Genomic DNA, 18453 nt, shown 5'->3' with positions numbered 1-18453 from the left:
TTGAGGAAACTTATATACAAATTGTGCATATTGCTGAATGTAAACTCAATGACGAATAATCATCAAGAGGCTTACATTCAGCAATATGCACAACTTTTTCAAACATAAACATCAAGTTGGAAAATTCTGCAAACAGGTAAACTTAATAGGTGTCTATGATTTCATCGTGTTTCTGTTTTTCCTTTTTACTGAGGCCTTGCCGTCTTCTGAAAAGCGAAATGACGTCAAAATTCAGTCCGGGCTTCGGTGTATAATATTGGGTTAAATCGCCTATTGCCCTGTTTATATTCAGCGTTGTCTCCTTTCGTTTTCCCCATACGATTACCTCGTTCAGCGTATTGAATTTGGGAAGCAGCTGAATGGTATCGGTCATTTCATAATGATTCAGGGTTAAACTCACGAAACTGGCCTTGGCAATCGTAATACTGGAAAAATCCTTCTTGATTTGAAACTCTCCCCGATAGTTGGTGGAATCTATCTGACCGTTGTTCGTATAAATTTTAACATCCCTGATGGGTACACCGGTCTCCATACTGACAATGACGCCTTTCCTTTGAGAGAAAGACGGCAGCGCAACTGCAAGGAACAATATAAAGAATGCTATGTGCCTACCCATCTTTTAAATTGTAAATGATGGGACAAAAGTAATACGTTTGCACGCTCGGTGCAAATATATTTATTCTAATTAAGAGGCTTTAATTTGTTTTTGAAGACTTATTCTTCTTCTGACTGTGTGCGAAGGATAATGCTTGTTGCGCCAAGCGTGAACAGCGTTCCATTCTCAATCACACGTCGTTCGTTGTCTGCAAGAATATCGTTATCCACAAAAGTGCCGGTATAGGAAGGACCGTCCCGCAGCACGTACTTCACATTTCCCTTCTTATCCTTTGAAACCGTTATGGCACAGTGGGTCAAATCCACGCTGGGGTCTACCGTTTCAATAGGACAGTTCACCGGATTTCCCTTTTGATAGCGTCCTATCAGGTTCTCACCGAAGTGCAAGGGAATGTTTTGCTGATAGTGAAATACATTTTCTATCACGTGTAGATACCCATATTCAGCTTCATCCGGCTCTTCAATGCCCGTATTGTTTTCTTCTTTCTGCGTCTTGCGAAGTTTTGACACACCGATGCGTATGCCGAACTGCTTGCTGCAACTTGGACATTCGAATACCAATCTCTGTCCGGACTGGTACTTTGTTTCGTCGAATGTGATATAGTTATCACATTTGGGACATCTGACACGTTTCATAAGTCTATTATTTTCCTACTTCCAATATCCAAGACTGCTTGAATTCAGGATTAGGTCTTAGTTTGTTTAGTTCATCAACAGCCTGCTGAGCCGTTTCAAAATGGCCGTACAAAACCTTCAAGCTGCCACTTCCTGAATGCAAATGACCTTCCTTGAATCCCTTATCGGTCAATTTCTCTATGAATGATTCGGCATTCGCCGCAGTTACGTGACTCGCCAACACGATAGACCAGTAGTGCTTCTGAACGGCTTTCGTGTTTTCAGTCTGCACTTCTTTCCTTATTTCCGCTGCCTCAACGTCCTTCTCTGAACTGCTCGAATCAAACAAATTATACAAGACGCCGCTTTTAACCGGCTGGTCGCTCACGCCATTTCGCTTCTGAACATTGATTCCCACGATGAACACAAACGACAGAACTGCTGCCGCTATCGCCGTATCCCGAAGTGCTTTATAGCTGATGTTCACACGCTTTTCGCCCGACTTACTGGTAGAGAGATAGACAATCTTTTCCTTGACATCCTTCTTTTCGGCGGCATCGGCAATGCTGACGTCCACCTTCTCTGTCTTGTTCCCGAGCTTGACTGCTGAAAATTCATAGCTGCTCAGCCCATAGAAGGACGGGGTAAGTATGCCACCTTCATACGGTTCAAACGTAAGTTTGCCCTCACTGTTCTTGAAAAGCCGTCCTAAGTCGTTCAGTTCAACAGTCCCTTCATTCTCAATCCTGTGCTCAATCTCGTCCACTTCCTGCTCGATGAGCTTCAAAGCCTCCGGATAGCTCACGTCGTATGCCTCCGAATAAGACTGTGCCAGAAGGGAGTCGTTCATAGTAAGCACGGGATTGAAGCCAACGGTTCGGAAAGGCGGCAGGAAAAGTGCGTCATCAGAATCATAACGCGCCTCTATCTGGTGGGCTACAAAGCCACCAAGCCCGGGAACAATCACACAGTCGTTCTCGAGTAAAAGGATCTCAATATGTCGGTCGATTCTAATCACGTCTGCAAATTTAATTATTTTATCTCTAATCTCCAAGCCAAAGAAACTAAAACTCAATTAATTTCACAAATATCATTCCAAGGCTTCATTGTTTGAATATTATTTTATAACTTTGCGTTATTCAAACTTAATACTTATGGAATATATAAAAACAGCTATTGACGGAGTATGGATTATAGAGCCTAAAGTGTTCAACGACCAACGCGGCTATTTCTATGAAGTATGGAAACAGGCCGACTTCGATGAGCACATCGGCTACCACGTGGATTTCGTTCAGGACAACGAATCGAAATCAAGCTACGGCGTACTTCGCGGACTGCACTACCAAAAGGGAGATTTCTCGCAGGCCAAGCTCGTGAGAGTGCTGAAAGGAAAGGTGCTCGACGTGGCCGTAGACCTGAGAAAGGACTCGCCTACATTGGGAAAATACGTAATGGTGGAACTGTCGGAAGAGAACAAGAAGCAGCTTTTTATTCCACGCGGCTTTGCACACGGCTTTTTGGTACTGTCCGACGAGGCTGTGTTTACCTATAAGGTAGACAACGTCTATGCGCCTCAGAGCGAGGCAAGCATCCGGTGGAACGATGAGACCATCGGCATAGAATGGCCTGTTTCTGCAAATGAGGTATTGGTTTCAGAGAAAGACCAGAACAAGGCATTGCCTTTCAATCAGGCCGACTTGTTTTGATTCAGGCCCTGAAAGCCTGTCTTTCCAAACCAAATCGTGAAGTATCTGCATTTATAACATTCTTTTCAGCTTTAAGATTATGAGGAAATCTGTTTTACTAATCTTTTTAGGAAGTATTATATTTTGGAGTTGTCGGGATTCCAAAACGGAGACCATTACCGAAGACCATAAAGCTAAAGAGATGTTTCAGGGCTTATGGGTAATGGACGAAAATGGAGGCTCCGTGCTGCTTGCAAAGGGCGACAGCATTTCCTTTCCCGATTCTGCAAGTGTGCCCGTCCATTTCTGGATAAACAGCGACTCTATTTTCCTGAAAGGTCAGAACGTCAATAGCTACAAAATCATAAAGCAGTCTGAAAACGTATTTCGGATGATGAACAAGAACGGAGAGGAAGTTACGCTGGTAAAATCGGACAACAAGAATCTGCTTTCGGACTTCAAGTATCACGCATACGCTATGAACACTTTCCTAAAGGAGAGTTCAGACACGCTTGTAAAGACCGAGGCAGGCTATTTTCAGTCGGAGGTGTTCTGTCAGACAAGTTCAGAGCGTGTAATAAAGCCTACTTTCAACGATTTGGGAATAGAGGTTGATAACGTGTATCTCGACAACACGGCACGGCTGAACATAACCAACGGCGGCAAACTTATCTATTCGCACGAATTTAAGAAGCAGGAATTTCAGTCGATGATCGACAAGGCATTTCTCGAGCGCAGCATACTGAAGCGTTTCGTATTCAACAGAACCGACCTGAAAGCCCTGTATTACAATGCGATGATTGGTATTCCCGATGCTGCAACAAGCTATGTGATAGAGGTAAGGATTACTACGGACGGCAAGGTTACTACGCGTATGACGTGATGGATGCCAAGCTGACAGGAAGAAAAGCCCCCTCTTTCAACTCAGTTCTGTAAAATATGATTACCAAAAAACGCACATATTTTTTTCGCAAAATAGAGATTTTCTGCTGCTCTTTCGACACTTGAAAAGAGATTTTCGCTGCAATGGATTCTGGTTGTGCGAAGATTGTTGTTCATTCTTGCGACAAACGCTGTGCAGTTATCGCAAGAATGGAAACCGAAAGAGCATTGAATGGTTCCTGAAATTAGGTCGATTATTCGAGTTTATTGTTCTATATGAGAACTTTTAAGAGGAAATTCTCTACACAGATATGCGCTTTTTGAAAGTAAATTACTGATGCAGAGAACACTATAATTGCACACTCATAATTCGCGTATTTAAAAACAAATGAATCTTTTTCTGAAATAATCGAATTATGAAGGTGGTTTTGTAAGAATTATTGATTGTGGGAGGCTTATAGATACAAGTCGAAACAAAGCTGAAATCTATACTTTGAATCCTTCTTCACAGATTATGAAAGTGAGAGAACACATAAATCTGGCAAAGAAAAACGCCATTCTCCTGATTGCAAACAATCAAGAGAATGGCATTATTATAATGTATAGCTGATTTCGGAACTTATTCCGAAACTAACTCGAGCGTTTCTTAGAGAGCACCACAGCAGAACAATACAATCAGCTGAGCCACGAGGATTCTAAGGAACATACTCAATGGATAAACCGTAGAGTAGCCGATGGCAGGTGCTTCACTGTTGCAGACAGAGTTTGCGTATGCCAATGCAGGAGGGTCGGTATAGGTTCCGGCGAGCATACCCATAATGGTGAAGTAGTTGAACTTGTATTTCATTCGCGCGATTGTTCCTACAATGAGGATTGGAATAATCGTAATCAGGAAACCTGTAAGCACATACAGGAGACCATCGCCCTGAACCACTGTTTCCCAGAAATGCGCTCCGGCCTTTACACCGACGGATGCAAGGAAGAGAGCCAGACCGATTTCGCGGAGCATCAGGTTCGCCGATGTCGTGGTATAGGTAACGAGATGCATTCTGTAACCGAATCGTCCGAGAAGGATTGCAATAATCAGCGGACCGCCTGCAAGACCGAGTTTCAACGGAACAGGCATACCCGGGATTGCCAATGGGAGGCTACCGAACAGGATTCCAACCACGATACCGATGAAGATAGTGGCAATGTTCGGATGATCGAGACGCTTGATGGAGTTGCCCATAAGCTCGGCTACGCGCTGTACGTTCTCTTCCGGACCTACAACCATAATCTTGTCGCCCACGTGGAAGTGGTGGTTGCGGCTTGCGAAGAGGTCCATTCCCTGACGGCTGATTCTGGTTACGTTCACGCCGTAAACAGAACTGAAGTGCATCTTACCGAGTGTCTTGCCGTTCATAGAGCTGTTCGTAACGAGGATTCGCTTACTTACCATCTTCTGCGCCTGCTTTTCTTCGTGCCAGTCTGCTTCTATTTCAGGGCCGATGAATGCCTTTACGGCGGCAGCGTCGGTTTCGGCACAGACAACGAGAATTTCGTCGCCAAGCTCAAAGACTGTGTCTCGCGAAGGAAGAGATACCGTACCGTTGTGCATAATACGCGTGCACACAATATCACGGTTGAGGAACTCTGAAACTTCAGATAAGGTTCTGCCAGACAGGTATTCATTCTCAATCTTGAGATACATAATGTGCGGCTTCACGTGTGGGTTTTCGGCCTCATCGTCGCTCAGCTTGTTGTTCTCCTCATCGAGATCAACCTTGCAGATAAAGCGAATAGCGAGCGTCGCACCGATGATACCTACCACGCCAAGAGGGTAAGCACAGGCATAACCGGACGCAATGTCGAAATCCGTTCCACCCGGAAAAACGCTGTTCAAGGCTTCCTTCGCAGCACCAAGACCGGGCGTGTTGGTAACGGCACCGTACATAGTACCGACCATCATCGGAAGGTTGCTCTTGTCGCTCGTGTCGAAGAAGATGAAGTAGCAACCGAACATAACCGCAACATTCAGAAGAATGGCAAGGCAAGAAAGCATGTTCAGCTTCAAACCTCCCTTTCCAAAACTTTCAAAGAAGCCCGGCCCTACCTGCAAACCTATCATAAACACGAATAGGATAAGACCGAAATCCTGAAGGAAAGTCAGCGTTGCCGTTGGACCCGTGAAGCCGATATGGCCTGCAAGAATACCAACAAACAGAATGAAAGTAACTCCCAATGAGATGCCACCAATCTTGATTTTTCCGAGGTAGACACCCAATGCAATCACAATGGAATAGAGCAGCACTATGTGAGCCACACTATCCTCCGCAGTAAATAATTTTATTAACCAATCCATAAATGTAATTTTAGCTCGTGCAAAGGTAAATATAAACTTGGAGATACGCTAACTTTCAATTACTAATTTGTATATTTATGTTGCAAAGTAGGCAAATTTGGTTAATAATCTGCAAACATCGGCCTTATTAATAATAAAATAAGGTGTAATTTATAATGAAATCAGCTCTTCAAAATTAAATATCAGTTTCTTTCTGTTTTCATCTTTGCTTGTTTCTGACTATTTTTCCACAATGAGGATATTGTAGCAGTAAGTTTGGAGCGTCTGACTTTACAAAATGAAAAATCAGCATATTTTCTGCAAAAAAGTTAATGTATGCTTCTGTTTTATAATTTTTAATCCTTACCTTTGCGATATTAATACATTATTACTACCGATAATACTATAAATTTAAAGATATGAAAAAATACATTATCAGTGCCGCAATGGTGCTTGGAGTGCTTGGCGCAAATGCGCAGACACCTAAATGGATCAACAATGTGAAACTGTCTGGATATGGCATTGTGCAATATCAATTCAGCAGTCAGGACAATGCCAAGGCCAATTCGTTCAATCTGCGACTGGGACGTATAGCATTGGACGGCCGTATCCTCAAGGATTGGTATTGGAAAGCACAGATTCAGTTCAACGGAAACACCTCAACGTTAGGGTCTTCGCCACGCGTGGTGGATCTGTTTGCCGAATGGCAGAAGTACGAGTTCCTGAGAATCAAGGCGGGACAGTTCAAGAATCCATTCACTTTCGAGAATCCAATCCATCCCGTGGAGCAGGGATTTATGGGCTATTCACAAGCCGTTACTGCATTTGCAGGCTTCAGCGACCGTTCCGGCAAGCACAGTTCAAACGGCCGTGATATCGGTATTCAGTTGCAGGGCGACTTCCTGAAGAACTCCGCAGGGCGTAATCTGATTCACTATCAGATTGGTGTTTTCAACGGACAGGGCATCAATGTCAAGGACATTGACCAACAGAAGAATATCATCGGAGGCGTGTGGGTGATGCCGGTTGCAGGTATGCGCCTCGGATGGTTCGGATGGACAGGTTCTTATGCACGCAAGGGCACTTGGACAGAAAACGGCATTAATCACAGTGGTGTGCGCAGTCTGAAGCAACGCCGCTATGCTTTCTCAGCCGAGTATCTGAAAAACGACTGGACTTTCCGTTCGGAATACATTCATTCCACCGGTCCGGCATTCGCAAAGGCACTCGTGAACACGAACGACGCATCGGCGTCTGACTGCAACATAGGCACAAAGGGCGACAAGGCTCAGGGCGTTTATGCTATGGTAATTGCACCGGTGCTGAAAGACAAGCTCTATGCTAAGGCGCGTTACGATATGTATCAACCCACAGACGGTGCTGAAAAGCAGAAGACGATGTATGAAGTAGGTCTGAATTATAAGTTCTCCAAGAGCCTTCAACTGTCAGGCGAATATGCCTACGTACACGACCGCTCGCTGGCAGAGCCCAACTATTCGATGATTGATGTTCAGATGAGTTTCCGATTTTAGGAGTAAAACATCATAAATAATAGGAGAAAGGCAGCGATTTGTTGCCTTTCTTGTTTTTTATTCGTATATTTGCACGTAAAGTATAATAAAACCAGTTTAGAATAATATGTTACACGCTAATAACCATCTTGTAATTATGGCCGGAGGAATCGGAAGCAGATTCTGGCCTATGAGTACAGCTGAAAAACCAAAACAGTTCATCGACGTGCTGGGAGTGGGACGCTCGCTGATGCAACTGACCTACGACAGATTCAAGGGCATTACCAAGCCTGAGAGCGTTTGGGTAGTTACAAACAAGAAGTACGTGGATTTGGTTCACGAACAACTACCCGAAATTCCACGCGAGAACATCCTGAGCGAACCTTGCCGCAGAAACACGGCTCCCTGCATTGCATACGTGAGCTGGCGCATCAAGAAAAACGACCCAAAGGCAAATATCGTGGTTACGCCCAGCGACCATATAGTAACCAACGAAGCTGAATTTCGGCGCGTAATCGCGAACAGTCTGAAGTTTACCTCCGAGACCGACGCCATCCTTACGCTCGGTATGAAGCCCACCCGCCCGGAAACAGGCTACGGCTACATACAGGCAGACCTCTCTGTGCCGTCGGTGCGCAACAAGGAAATGTTCAGAGTAGACCAGTTCCGCGAAAAGCCCGATCTGGAAACAGCAAAGAGGTACATCAGTCAGAACAATTTCTTCTGGAATGCCGGCATATTCATCTGGAACGTTTCAACAATCGTGAACGCATTCCGCATCTATCAGCCGGGTATTGCCCGCATCTTTGAAGGCGTAATGGACGTGTTGGGCACTTCCGAAGAGCAGGCTGCAATCGACAAGGTGTATCCCGAATGCGAGGGAATATCCGTGGACTATGCCATTATGGAGAAAGCAGAAGAGATTTTTGTATGTCCTTCCGACTTCGGATGGAGCGACCTCGGCACTTGGGGCTCGCTACACGTGCAGTTGCAGCACGACCTTTACGGAAATGCCGTAATCGGCAGCAACGTGCAGTTGTTCGACAGCAAGAACTGCATAGTGCATACGGCCGACGAGAGAAAAGTAGTGGTTCAGGGACTGGACGGCTATATCGTGGCCGAAAAGGACGGCACTCTGCTGATTTGCAAACTCGCAGACGAACAGCGCATCAAGCAGTTTTCCGGCGAAGGATAATTGCGAGAAGAACCAAACCCGACGATAAACGGAGAATGCTCACCTTGCAGAATGTGAGTATTCTTCGTTTTTCATTTCTCGCTCATTGACCAAACTCCTGACCAATGAGAAAATAATTTACAACAACTGAAGGCGTTCCTATCCGACGGCTTCATTTTTCGCACATCAAGTCCGTGTTTGTTTTTCTATCATTCTCTTTCCTTACTATGTGTTTCCAGCTTGTATAACCCTAACCACTCATTGAAATGAGAAGTTTTCATTTTGTCATAAAATCCATATTCTGCGCATATTATTATTAAGAGACACTCTGTTTATCCTCCGTAATTCGATACACCTTATTACATATTGCTGGAAAAACTCAAACGAACGCCCCTTTCTCCAAACTCTCAATAACAACATAACCTGAGCTTACGGCGAATAATATTTTATCAAGTCCTGCTATTTATTTTTGTGTGTTCGCACACGCACAAAACAAAGGAAAAAAACTTGCAAAAATGTTTGGCAGTAATCAAAAAACCACTTATCTTTGCAATCGTTATCCTGAAAACAATCTTTTTACCTTAAAAGACTAATACCTATTGAAGATTTGAAAGCGATTGCCTGTGAAGGCCATCGCTTTTTTCATTATATCCCCACCCATTTTTATTCGGAAATTCCTGAAAGAGAAGTCTCTCTTGTAATCTTCCACCTTACTGCTGCAATCCCTGCTTATTGCTCAACCTATTCTATTCAGCCCTTTCAATGTTTGTAGCATTCCATTTCCGTTCATATTCCTCACACAATCTTCATTAAACTTGCTTTACCCATCCTTTGATAGTCAATCTACAACAAGACAAATATTCATCAATCCGTAAATATCTGAGAATCAGCTATCAAAATCCTTATTTTCATTTTTGCGAAGAATGCGCTGCAATCTTCGCAAAAACGCCTTGCAATCTTGCGAAGAATGTTTTGCATTTATCGGTTACTTGCAAAGTGCCTTCAGAACAGTCTTAAATCAACCACCCACAAATGAACTTTTCTCAAGACAAGCATCAAGCCTGAGGCACCTTCTTTTATTCAGAGAAAAACAATAACGAGGACTAATAACAGCCATACACTTTCAAACAGAATTCATAAATAGCAGCACTATCTACGTATCAGTAAGAATCAAAACCTCCCACAAATCACGCAGATTGTGCAGATTACTTTTTGTCCCTAAGCCTATAAACACAGAATCTTTTCAGACAGAAATCCTAAAAAATCATCTTATCCACCTTATTTATATATAAAGAACGCCTCTTCAGTTATGATATTCTTCATCTATTTTACACACATTTAATGATGTCTTCAAGCATAGATTCAATTCGTTTGCATTTTTTAACACCGATATTCAAGTTATAAACAGTTGATTTTCAGAATAATACAAAAATGTTACAAAAACAGATAAAAAAAAAGAATAAAAAATGTTTGCCGTATAAAAAAAATACTTACCTTTGCATCGTTTTAATAAACGTGATTGTTTTACAGATTTAAAAAGCAAAGAAAAATGAAGAAATTGGTATTTATGTTCGTAGCTATGGCAGCTATCTCATTCGCATCTTGTACAGGCAACGCTAAGAGCGGTGCTGCTAACGATTCTGACAGCGTAGCTGCAACAGAAGTTATGGATTCAGCTGCTACTGATTCAGCTGCTCTCGACTCAGCTGCTGCTCCTGTAGATTCAGCTGCTGCAACAGTAGACTCTGCTGCTGCTCCTGCTGATTCAGCTGCTATGTAATCTATGAAGTAGATTCACAAGAAACAAACCGTTGGATTATTCCAACGGTTTTTTGTTTTTATACAGACACAAAAACTCCCATTTAATTATTGCTTATAATCAAATGGGAGTTATGATTTATTTTGTATGTTCGCTTTTCAGCAAATCATTGACTGTTTTTACGGGATTGAAGGTGATGGCTGGGACTTCCACGAACACAGTATTCCAATCGCTCATTGCACCATTCCATAAACCGGGAAGCTCGAGAGCCTTGAGTTCTTTGCCATTCTTCGACTTGCTGCTGATGAAACCTGTTGCAGGGTCTACGAAACCGGGCAGATTAAAGGAACGACCTTTATAATCTTTCAATGCACAAACCAAATCAACAGGATTGAAATGCGTGCCGTTCTTGAACATTGAAAGGTATTCAGGATTGTCCTTGTCGATTTGCGAACTTTCGAGAATCTGCAGACTGACCGTGCCGTCTGCATTATAAGCAAAGAAAGGACCGCCACCGGGCTCGCCACTATTCTTTACCATACCACAAACGCGCATCGGACGATTCAGCTTTTTCAAAAGATATTCCTTCAACTGTTCTTCATCCAGAGCGTCAGCATCAGGGTTCTTGCAGTATAAATCGTTCTCAAGGAAAGCAAGGATTGTCTTCAGCTCTGCTAAAGAAAGTGTTTCTGTCTCGAGCCTTTCGATGTATGAGAAAGCCTTAGTCTGAAGTGCGACCAGCAATCCTGCTATAATCTTCTTCCACTTCACGGTCTCTTCCTTCAGACGGTCGGGAACCACGTTGTCAATATTCTTTATATAGACCACATCTGCGTTGATATCATTCAGATTTTCAATCAATGCGCCGTGCCCACCGGGGCGGAACAGCAGAGAGCCGTCTTCATTTCTGAAAGGCGTATTGTCGGAATTGCCTCCAATGGTGTCCGTGCTGGATTTCTGTTCAGAGAAACTGATGTTGTATTTCACATTGAACAGCTCTTCATATTTAGCCACCCTGTCTGCCACCTTCTTTTTAAACAAATCCAGATGCTCATTGGAAACCGTGAAATGCACGTTTGCCTCTCCGTTGCTTTCAGCATACAAGGCCGCTTCCACCAAATGCTCCTCCATCGACGAACGCGCCCCCCCGTCATAATCGTGGAAAGTGAGCAATCCCTTCGGCAACTGTCCGTAATTCAAACCCTTTGCATTCAGGAGATTAGACACAACAGCCTTGCAGTTGCCCTCATTGATTAAGGCAGCAACGTTCTTTCCCTCGTTTTCAATGCAGACCTCATCGAGTTCTCCCTTGAAAGCAAATCCGTCTATATGAGAGAAGAAATATTTCTCGAACTCCGTTGAAGGACTTGTATAGTCAGCATCCAAGAAAGCAAACAAGTCCTTGAACATTCTACTGGCAGCACCTGATGCCGGGACAAACTTCACGATTCGTTTGCCTTCTTCCTTGTATCGCTCCCAAGCGTCGGTATATTTCCGACATTCTTCGCCGTTCAACTGGAGAATACCACTCTCGGGAGTGGCAGCACCCTGAAGTTTCAGATAAGGAAAGCCCTGCCTGAAACTCTCCAACTGTCTGTTGAAGTTTTCAATGCTGATTCCCTTCTTGGCAATTTGTTGTAAATCCTCTTGTATTAGCATTTGATTGATAATTTAAATGATTGATTAGTCTCTTACAAATATACTTACTTTTTCTTAAAAGGCAAGGCGTTTTGGCTTTTTTTTGTACCTTTGTGTCGCATATTATTGACGGTTATGGAAACAAGAATGTTTTTTACTGAAGAAGAAAAAGAAACGGCAAAAGCACTTTTTCAACAACTGAAGACTTATCTGGAAGACAGTTTATCGGCGCAAGACGAGGAAAAACTCACGGAGCATTTCACGCTTGCAGAACAGAACGGACTCATCGAGCGAAACATTTTCGGCTTGAACAGTCTGCTGTGCGCCATCCAAACTGCAATAATTGCCGCAAAGGACATCGGCCTGAAGAGGGATTCCGTCATCGCCATCCTGCTCTACGACAGCGTTCAGGGAGGCTATTCCACATCCGAAGAGATAGGCAGAGAGTATGGCGAAGGCGTATCGAAGATTATCGACGGAATCGTCCGCATAAAGAGCCTTTACCAGAAAAGCCCCACCATTGAGAGCGAAAACTTCCGCAATCTCCTCGTATCCTTTGCCGAGGATATGAGAGTAATCCTGATAATGATAGCCGACAGGGTAAACCTGATGCGACAGATAAGGGACACTCCCAACAAGGAGGCACAGCGGGAAGTCTCTGAAGAGGCGAGCTATCTCTATGCACCGTTGGCCCACAAACTCGGTCTCTACCAGTTGAAGAGCGAACTCGAGGACCTCTCCCTGAAATATCTCGAGCACGATGCCTACTATCATATCAAGGAAAAGCTGAACGAGACGAAAGCTGCCCGCGATGCCTACATCAAGGGATTCATAGACCCTGTGAGCAGACATCTGAAGGAAGCCGGACTGAAGTTCCACATCAAGGGCCGCACAAAGTCCATCCACTCGATATGGCAGAAGATGAAGAAGCAGAAATGCAGCTTCGAGGGCATCTACGACCTCTTCGCCATCCGCATCATCCTCGATTCTCCGGAAGAGAAAGAGAAGATGCAGTGCTGGCAGGCTTATTCCATCGTAACGGATATGTACCAACCCAACCCGAAGCGACTGCGCGACTGGATTTCCGTACCGAAATCAAACGGCTACGAATGTCTGCACATCACCGTGCTGGGCGCAGAACACAAATGGGTGGAAGTGCAGATAAGAACCGAGCGGATGGACGAGATTGCCGAGCACGGACTGGCCGCACACTGGCGATACAAGGGCGTGAAGTCGGGCGGCGGTATGGACGGCTGGCTCGCATCCATACGCACTGCGCTCGAAGCCGGCGACAACCTCGAAGTGATGGACCAGTTCAAGCTCGACCTCTACGACAAGGAGATATACGTGTTCACGCCCAAGGGCGACCTGCTGAAGTTTCCCAAAGGTGCAACCCTGCTCGATTTCGCCTACCATATCCACTCCAAGGTGGGCAACCAATGCGTGGGCGGAAAAGTAAACGGCAAGAACATATCCTTCAGGAGCGAACTCCACAGCGGCGACACCGTGGAAGTGCTTACCTCAAGCACTCAAAAGCCCAAGCGGGAATGGCTCAAGATAGTGAAGTCCTCGCGTGCAAAAGCAAAAATAAGACTGGCTCTGAAAGAAACTCAGGCAAAGGAGGGACTCTATGCAAAGGAACTGCTCGAAAGAAGATTCAAGAACAAGAAGATTGAAATAGACGACTCCATCCTTCAGCATCTGCTCAAGAAACTCGGCTACAAGGAAGCATCTGAATTTTACAGACAGATAGCCGAAGAGAAACTCGACCCCAACTACGTCATCGAGGAGTATCAGAAGATATACGAAAGAGAGCACGGCCAAAATCTGCCGAAAGAAGCCGAAAGCGCGGAAAACTTTGAATTCGATGCCAATACAGAACAATTCATCAAGGCAAATGAGGACGTACTCGTGATAGACGAGAATCTCAAGGGCGTAGATTTCTCGCTTTCCAAATGCTGTCATCCCATCTATGGCGACCCTGTATTCGGATTCGTAACCGTAAATGGCGGCATCAAGATTCACCGGACGAACTGCCCCAACGCACCCGAACTGCGCAAACGCTTTGGCTATCGTATCGTGAAGGCTTGCTGGAGCGGCAAGGGAGGTTCCGTTTACACCATTACCCTGCGAATCATAGGCAACGACGACATCGGAATCGTGAGCAACATTACCAACGTCATCGCAAAGGAAGACAAGGTTACGATGCGCTCCATCAGCATAGATTCGCACGACGGCCTGTTCTCGGGCAATCTCGTCGTCCTCATCGACGATACTTCAAAACTGAAACTCCTCATCAAGAAACTTGCCAACATCAGAGGCGTAAAGCAAGTAATGAGAATCTGACAGACGTGTGGGCGAAACCTAATTTCGCTCACACGTTTTTCTTTTCAGCACTTTCCATCCTCTGCCCAATGGCACAAGCCCCTATATCTCCCCATACCCACTCTCCCTCGACTTAATATCCCGACGTGATTGCGCTCCCAAGCATACAAAACCTTCCTTCTCTCCCACCCCAATCTCATTCCCTTCGCAACCCCAGTTTACAAACGTGCGAAGATTGCAGTCTATTCTTCGCAAAAATAGAATGCAAACGTGCGAAGATTGGAATGCAATCTTCGCACGTTTGAAAGTCATTAAAACACATTCTGATCTTCAAGCACTTACAAACCTGAAACAAGAGTCTCTCCTTACATCCCGAAACAAGGGAAGAAGATTGCTAATTTGATATTAATAAACTACCTACGTCTTATAGAAATTCTTTTTTCAAAAACATATTCCCTATGATACTGCATATATTGCATTCGTTTTGAATTAATGAAATAAGCATTAAGTTTATACTGGCTAAGATATGCTTTCATATCTTCAGATAAAACTTTTGAAGGCTTAATAGTTCCATCATCATTAAACGTAATATAACCTAAGTCAAATAAAGAATCCAGATTCCTACTTAGCAGCAATCCGTTATTAACATCAAATTCTTCCTTTTCGTCAGAAACCTTATATGGTTTAATATGGCTTGCTATTAATACTGGGTGGTCTAGGCTCTCAAGCATACATTTTGGGGTTGTGCTTTTCAGGAAAGACATACTTTCTTCCTCAAGCTCCCTTTTATAGAGCCTTTGCAAGTAAGGGTCCCTGCATTCCTTTTGTCTTTCAGGTTCATTGCCGAAGAGTTTTTGAGCATCTGTTTCAAAATATATAGTACCATCAACAATAGCCAAATCATCTAATCTGCCTAACAGGTTTCTTAGATGTCCTATTTGATTGTATTTTCTTTCTTTGATTAGTTGTGGAATTACACAAATTAGCGTATTTATACACTATCTTAGATAAAATTCTTTTTCGTTTTTTATCAGTAGTGGCTTCTAACAAATCTAAGGTTTCATAAGGATATCCATTCAAGAATGGATTGATAACTCCAATTTTAACGAGTTGGTTTATCATCTTTCGGTAAGACGGTGTTCTATCTATAAGATGTTCAGCACCTACCTTACACTTCTCATCAAAATACAACTGCAAGTTTTCATACTTTTTGTCATTCGCATTAGAGGGGTCATAAATACCGGGATTTACATTTAGGAAATCAACACAAGCCCTTACTGCACGCAAAAATTTTTCACCGTTAAAATCAGTAAAGGCAGCAGTATAATTCCAATATTCCTCGTAGACTTGATTTACTCTATTTTTCATTTTTTACTACAAATAAATATTCAATATCTTTTTGTTTCTTTTCCTTACCAGTTACTTTATAGGCATAGGGCATTTCATATAAGGTAACATCCTTTGAGTATTTAGAAAGCAGTTCCATAAGCATATCTTTTGTAGGATAAGAACGGCTGTTGTAACTCAGCATCCAATACTTATAGTTTGATAAATTAGAAAATAAATTATCAAACAAATCTACTACCGTTTTCCTATCTACAAAGTTATTTGCAAAAGGTGCTGTCTTCTTTCCTTCTATGTATTCATCCAAAAGATTATAGAAGCCATAATAATCACACATAGTACCAGCGTAAGGCGGATCCATATATATCACATCCGCCTTAATAGATTTTAATGCCTCAAATACATCGAGGTTATATGCTTTGTTATTCTTCTCATTATCAAAAACGGCTTCGTTATATGCCTTTAAGTTATCTTCAAAGTGAAATTTGAATGATTTATTATGATAAGCCCTTTTACGCTTGTAAACACGGTAGCTATAATTTTCATCCCTTAATTGCTTAATCTTATCCCATTTGATTGTGAATCTGGAATAAGGCATTTTACGAATCATAGCACGCCGCATTAGAACTAAAGCTAATGCTCGTTTGTATTCCGTAAGTAGTTTTTCTATATTTGCACGATATAAATCCAACTGTTTACATTCATCAGGGAAGTAATATGTATCTGCATAATTCTCATACATAAAACCCTCTATTGGCTCGCCGGAAAAAATAGTATTAATATCTTCCTCTGTTAATGTTTCGCTATTATTTTCTATGATAGCCTTGGCTATATAGTAGTTTATAGTAAGTATGTCATTAGAATATACTGTTAAACCTTTATTCTTTGCAGTATAACCTATGGAAGAACCACCAGAAAAAACATCTAATAATGATTCTGCATCGGAAGGGATAAGGGAAGTTATCCATTCCGATATTTTTTCCTTATTACCAATATAATTTAGCTTTGGATACTTATGTGCCATTATAACATTTCTTTTACTGCCTCTGCTATTGCCTTGGCTAATACTGGCGGTACAGAATTACCGACCATTTGCTGTTGAATTGATTTAGAACCTAAAAATACAAAATCATCCGGATAGGTCTGTATGGCAGCCAGTTCTCTTACCGTTAAGGCTCTGTTCTGGTTATAGTGAAACACCTTCCGCATATCTCCGGTAATACAGATAGAGGGCTTTGTACTATCATATCGAATATACTTTCTAACATCTCCCTTTTCCGGTCGTATGCTTTCGGGTATATCATTCCTATCGCCACCGTCCTTCACATAACGCATCTTTTCAAGCATTTGCTCAGAATGTATCATAGCTTCGTGATTGGGTATGCTGGAAGTTTCGCCACTTTGCAAAGGTGGAAATCGGTCTATGGCATCCTTGATAGTAAGTTTATCTCCAGATACTTTATGTGGGAAATGTATCATTTCCATAAAATTTTCCGTTTTCTTACCTATAAATAGTACACGGCTTCTGTTTTGAGGTACGCCATATTCAGAAGCCAGTACCACCTTAGCTTCTACTGCATAACCTAAATCTCTGAAACATTGTAATATCTCGTTTCTAGTTTCGCCCTTCTTTCTGGTATATAGCCTTGCTACATTTTCCATAACAAAGCATTTAGGGCGAACTACATCTACTATTCTTACAAATTCCTTGAATAGGTTATTTCTGGGATCGTCTATAAACTTCCTGCCAATATTACCAGCCATACTGAAACCCTGACAAGGCGGACCGCCTATAATAACATCCACAGGTTTTCCTTTGGTAAGTCTCACTACTTCTTCATTTGACAAAGTAGTTATATCACATTCAAGTAGTTTATGTTTAGGGAAATTGTGTCTATAAGTTTCGCAGATTTCCGGGTCCAATTCTACTGAAAATATATTTCTGAATCCAACCCATTCAAATCCTAGTGAAAATCCACCAGAGCCACAAAACAAATCAATTACTGTATATTGTTTCTTAGCCATACTATCATTTATTACAGAATGCAAAGTTACGAAATAATCAGTATATTTTAACTGCTAATATAAACTTTAGCTATTGTTTATTGGTAATTTGATATTTTTGTTACAAGCAATGCCTATGTTATGCGTTTTTATTGCTATCTGGGGGGCATTTTCACTACTACCAGTATTATCCAAAAGCCATCAATATAAGTATGGCAGCCCCATTCTCAAACTTTCGGGTGGGGATTCAAAATCAACTACTCCAATATTTTTTGTCTGTTTTTCAGGCAGATTGCCCTTCCGAAAAAGAAATCCAACAGGTTGTTCGGATGATGAAAGGCGACGGACTGATGCGAAAAGACGGGAAAATTGCAGCAAAGCAAGATGGAAATAAACAAAAAACAGCGTACGCACAATTTTGAACATCTGTCTGTCATTTTCCCTTCCACCCTTCATTCCCTTCAAACCTATTGTTTATCAACTTCAAACACACAATTTCAAATAAAAAAACAAGAGCTAAAAAAACGTCTTCTTTTTAGGCTATATTCATAGTTTTTTTACTATCTTTGCAAATTGAT

16 protein-coding genes are annotated in these 18453 nt (G+C 42.6%); 7 read left to right on the top strand and 9 right to left on the bottom strand.

Going from position 1 to position 18453, the window contains the following annotated elements:
- Nucleotides 1-142: 142 nt before the first annotated feature.
- From P150_RS16765 to P150_RS0100450, 3 genes are all read right to left on the bottom strand, one after another.
- The gene (locus P150_RS16765; protein ID WP_028896001.1) at nt 143-616 is read right to left on the bottom strand and encodes a hypothetical protein; all 474 of its coding nucleotides are present in this window, start codon (nt 614-616) and stop codon (nt 143-145) included.
- Between the two features lie 98 nt (nt 617-714).
- Nucleotides 715-1251, bottom strand: coding sequence for an FHA domain-containing protein (locus tag P150_RS0100455; RefSeq protein ID WP_028896000.1), 537 nt, complete (start codon nt 1249-1251; stop codon nt 715-717).
- Between the two features lie 7 nt (nt 1252-1258).
- The gene (locus tag P150_RS0100450; protein ID WP_231477552.1) at nt 1259-2248 is read right to left on the bottom strand and encodes an SPOR domain-containing protein; all 990 of its coding nucleotides are present in this window, start codon (nt 2246-2248) and stop codon (nt 1259-1261) included.
- 136 nt (nt 2249-2384) lie between these two features.
- Here P150_RS0100450 and rfbC point away from each other — a divergent pair, with 136 nt between their 5' ends.
- The gene (rfbC, locus tag P150_RS0100445) at nt 2385-2936 is read left to right on the top strand and encodes a dTDP-4-dehydrorhamnose 3,5-epimerase (RefSeq protein WP_028895998.1); all 552 of its coding nucleotides are present in this window, start codon (nt 2385-2387) and stop codon (nt 2934-2936) included.
- A gap of 79 nt (nt 2937-3015) precedes the next feature.
- A complete protein-coding gene (locus P150_RS0100440) occupies nt 3016-3798 on the top strand; it encodes a DUF4738 domain-containing protein (protein WP_028895997.1) in 783 nt (260 codons plus the stop codon).
- A gap of 645 nt (nt 3799-4443) precedes the next feature.
- Here P150_RS0100440 and P150_RS0100430 read toward each other — a convergent pair.
- On the bottom strand, nt 4444-6141 hold the full coding sequence (locus tag P150_RS0100430; RefSeq protein WP_028895996.1) for a putative transporter: 1698 nt from the start codon (nt 6139-6141) through the stop codon (nt 4444-4446).
- A 398-nt stretch (nt 6142-6539) separates the two neighbouring features.
- On the opposite strand from P150_RS0100430, the gene P150_RS0100425 reads away from it, so the two are divergent.
- From P150_RS0100425 to P150_RS0100410, 3 genes are all read left to right on the top strand, one after another.
- Nucleotides 6540-7652 carry a porin gene (locus P150_RS0100425; protein ID WP_028895995.1) on the top strand — a complete coding sequence of 371 codons (1113 nt, stop codon included), beginning with the start codon at nt 6540-6542 and terminating at the stop codon, nt 7650-7652.
- A 106-nt stretch (nt 7653-7758) separates the two neighbouring features.
- The gene (locus tag P150_RS0100420) at nt 7759-8826 is read left to right on the top strand and encodes a mannose-1-phosphate guanylyltransferase (RefSeq protein WP_028895994.1); all 1068 of its coding nucleotides are present in this window, start codon (nt 7759-7761) and stop codon (nt 8824-8826) included.
- 1528 nt (nt 8827-10354) lie between these two features.
- On the top strand, nt 10355-10585 hold the full coding sequence (locus P150_RS0100410; protein WP_028895993.1) for a hypothetical protein: 231 nt from the start codon (nt 10355-10357) through the stop codon (nt 10583-10585).
- A 117-nt stretch (nt 10586-10702) separates the two neighbouring features.
- Here P150_RS0100410 and P150_RS0100405 read toward each other — a convergent pair whose 3' ends face one another.
- Entirely contained in the window at nt 10703-12223 is a 1521-nt protein-coding gene (locus P150_RS0100405; protein WP_028895992.1) for a DUF4301 family protein, read from the bottom strand.
- A gap of 126 nt (nt 12224-12349) precedes the next feature.
- Between P150_RS0100405 and P150_RS0100400 the strand changes: the two genes are divergently transcribed.
- On the top strand, nt 12350-14548 hold the full coding sequence (locus tag P150_RS0100400; RefSeq protein ID WP_036931998.1) for a bifunctional (p)ppGpp synthetase/guanosine-3',5'-bis(diphosphate) 3'-pyrophosphohydrolase: 2199 nt from the start codon (nt 12350-12352) through the stop codon (nt 14546-14548).
- Between the two features lie 392 nt (nt 14549-14940).
- On the opposite strand, the gene P150_RS0100390 is transcribed toward P150_RS0100400, so the two are convergent.
- From P150_RS0100390 to P150_RS0100375, 4 genes are read right to left on the bottom strand one after another with little or no spacing between them, the layout of a single operon-like run.
- Entirely contained in the window at nt 14941-15426 is a 486-nt protein-coding gene (locus P150_RS0100390) for an HNH endonuclease signature motif containing protein (RefSeq protein ID WP_028895989.1), read from the bottom strand.
- Nucleotide 15427: 1 nt separating this feature from the next.
- On the bottom strand, nt 15428-15895 hold the full coding sequence (locus P150_RS0100385; protein ID WP_028895988.1) for a hypothetical protein: 468 nt from the start codon (nt 15893-15895) through the stop codon (nt 15428-15430).
- Nucleotides 15885-16895, bottom strand: coding sequence for a DNA adenine methylase (locus P150_RS0100380; RefSeq protein WP_036931948.1), 1011 nt, complete (start codon nt 16893-16895; stop codon nt 15885-15887). The genes P150_RS0100385 and P150_RS0100380 overlap by 11 nt, the downstream gene beginning before the upstream one ends.
- On the bottom strand, nt 16895-17896 hold the full coding sequence (locus tag P150_RS0100375; protein ID WP_036931946.1) for a DNA cytosine methyltransferase: 1002 nt from the start codon (nt 17894-17896) through the stop codon (nt 16895-16897). Before P150_RS0100375 ends, P150_RS0100380 begins: the two co-directional genes overlap by 1 nt.
- 191 nt (nt 17897-18087) lie before the next feature.
- On the opposite strand from P150_RS0100375, the gene P150_RS0100370 reads away from it, so the two are divergent.
- Nucleotides 18088-18297 carry a hypothetical protein gene (locus P150_RS0100370; protein ID WP_155952884.1) on the top strand — a complete coding sequence of 70 codons (210 nt, stop codon included), beginning with the start codon at nt 18088-18090 and terminating at the stop codon, nt 18295-18297.
- Nucleotides 18298-18453 lie beyond the last annotated feature (156 nt).

The organism is Prevotella sp. HUN102 (assembly GCF_000688375.1).
Classification (GTDB): domain Bacteria; phylum Bacteroidota; class Bacteroidia; order Bacteroidales; family Bacteroidaceae; genus Prevotella.
The sequence above is the reverse complement of the archived record's forward strand: the minus strand, read 5'-3'. Positions and strand labels throughout refer to the sequence as shown.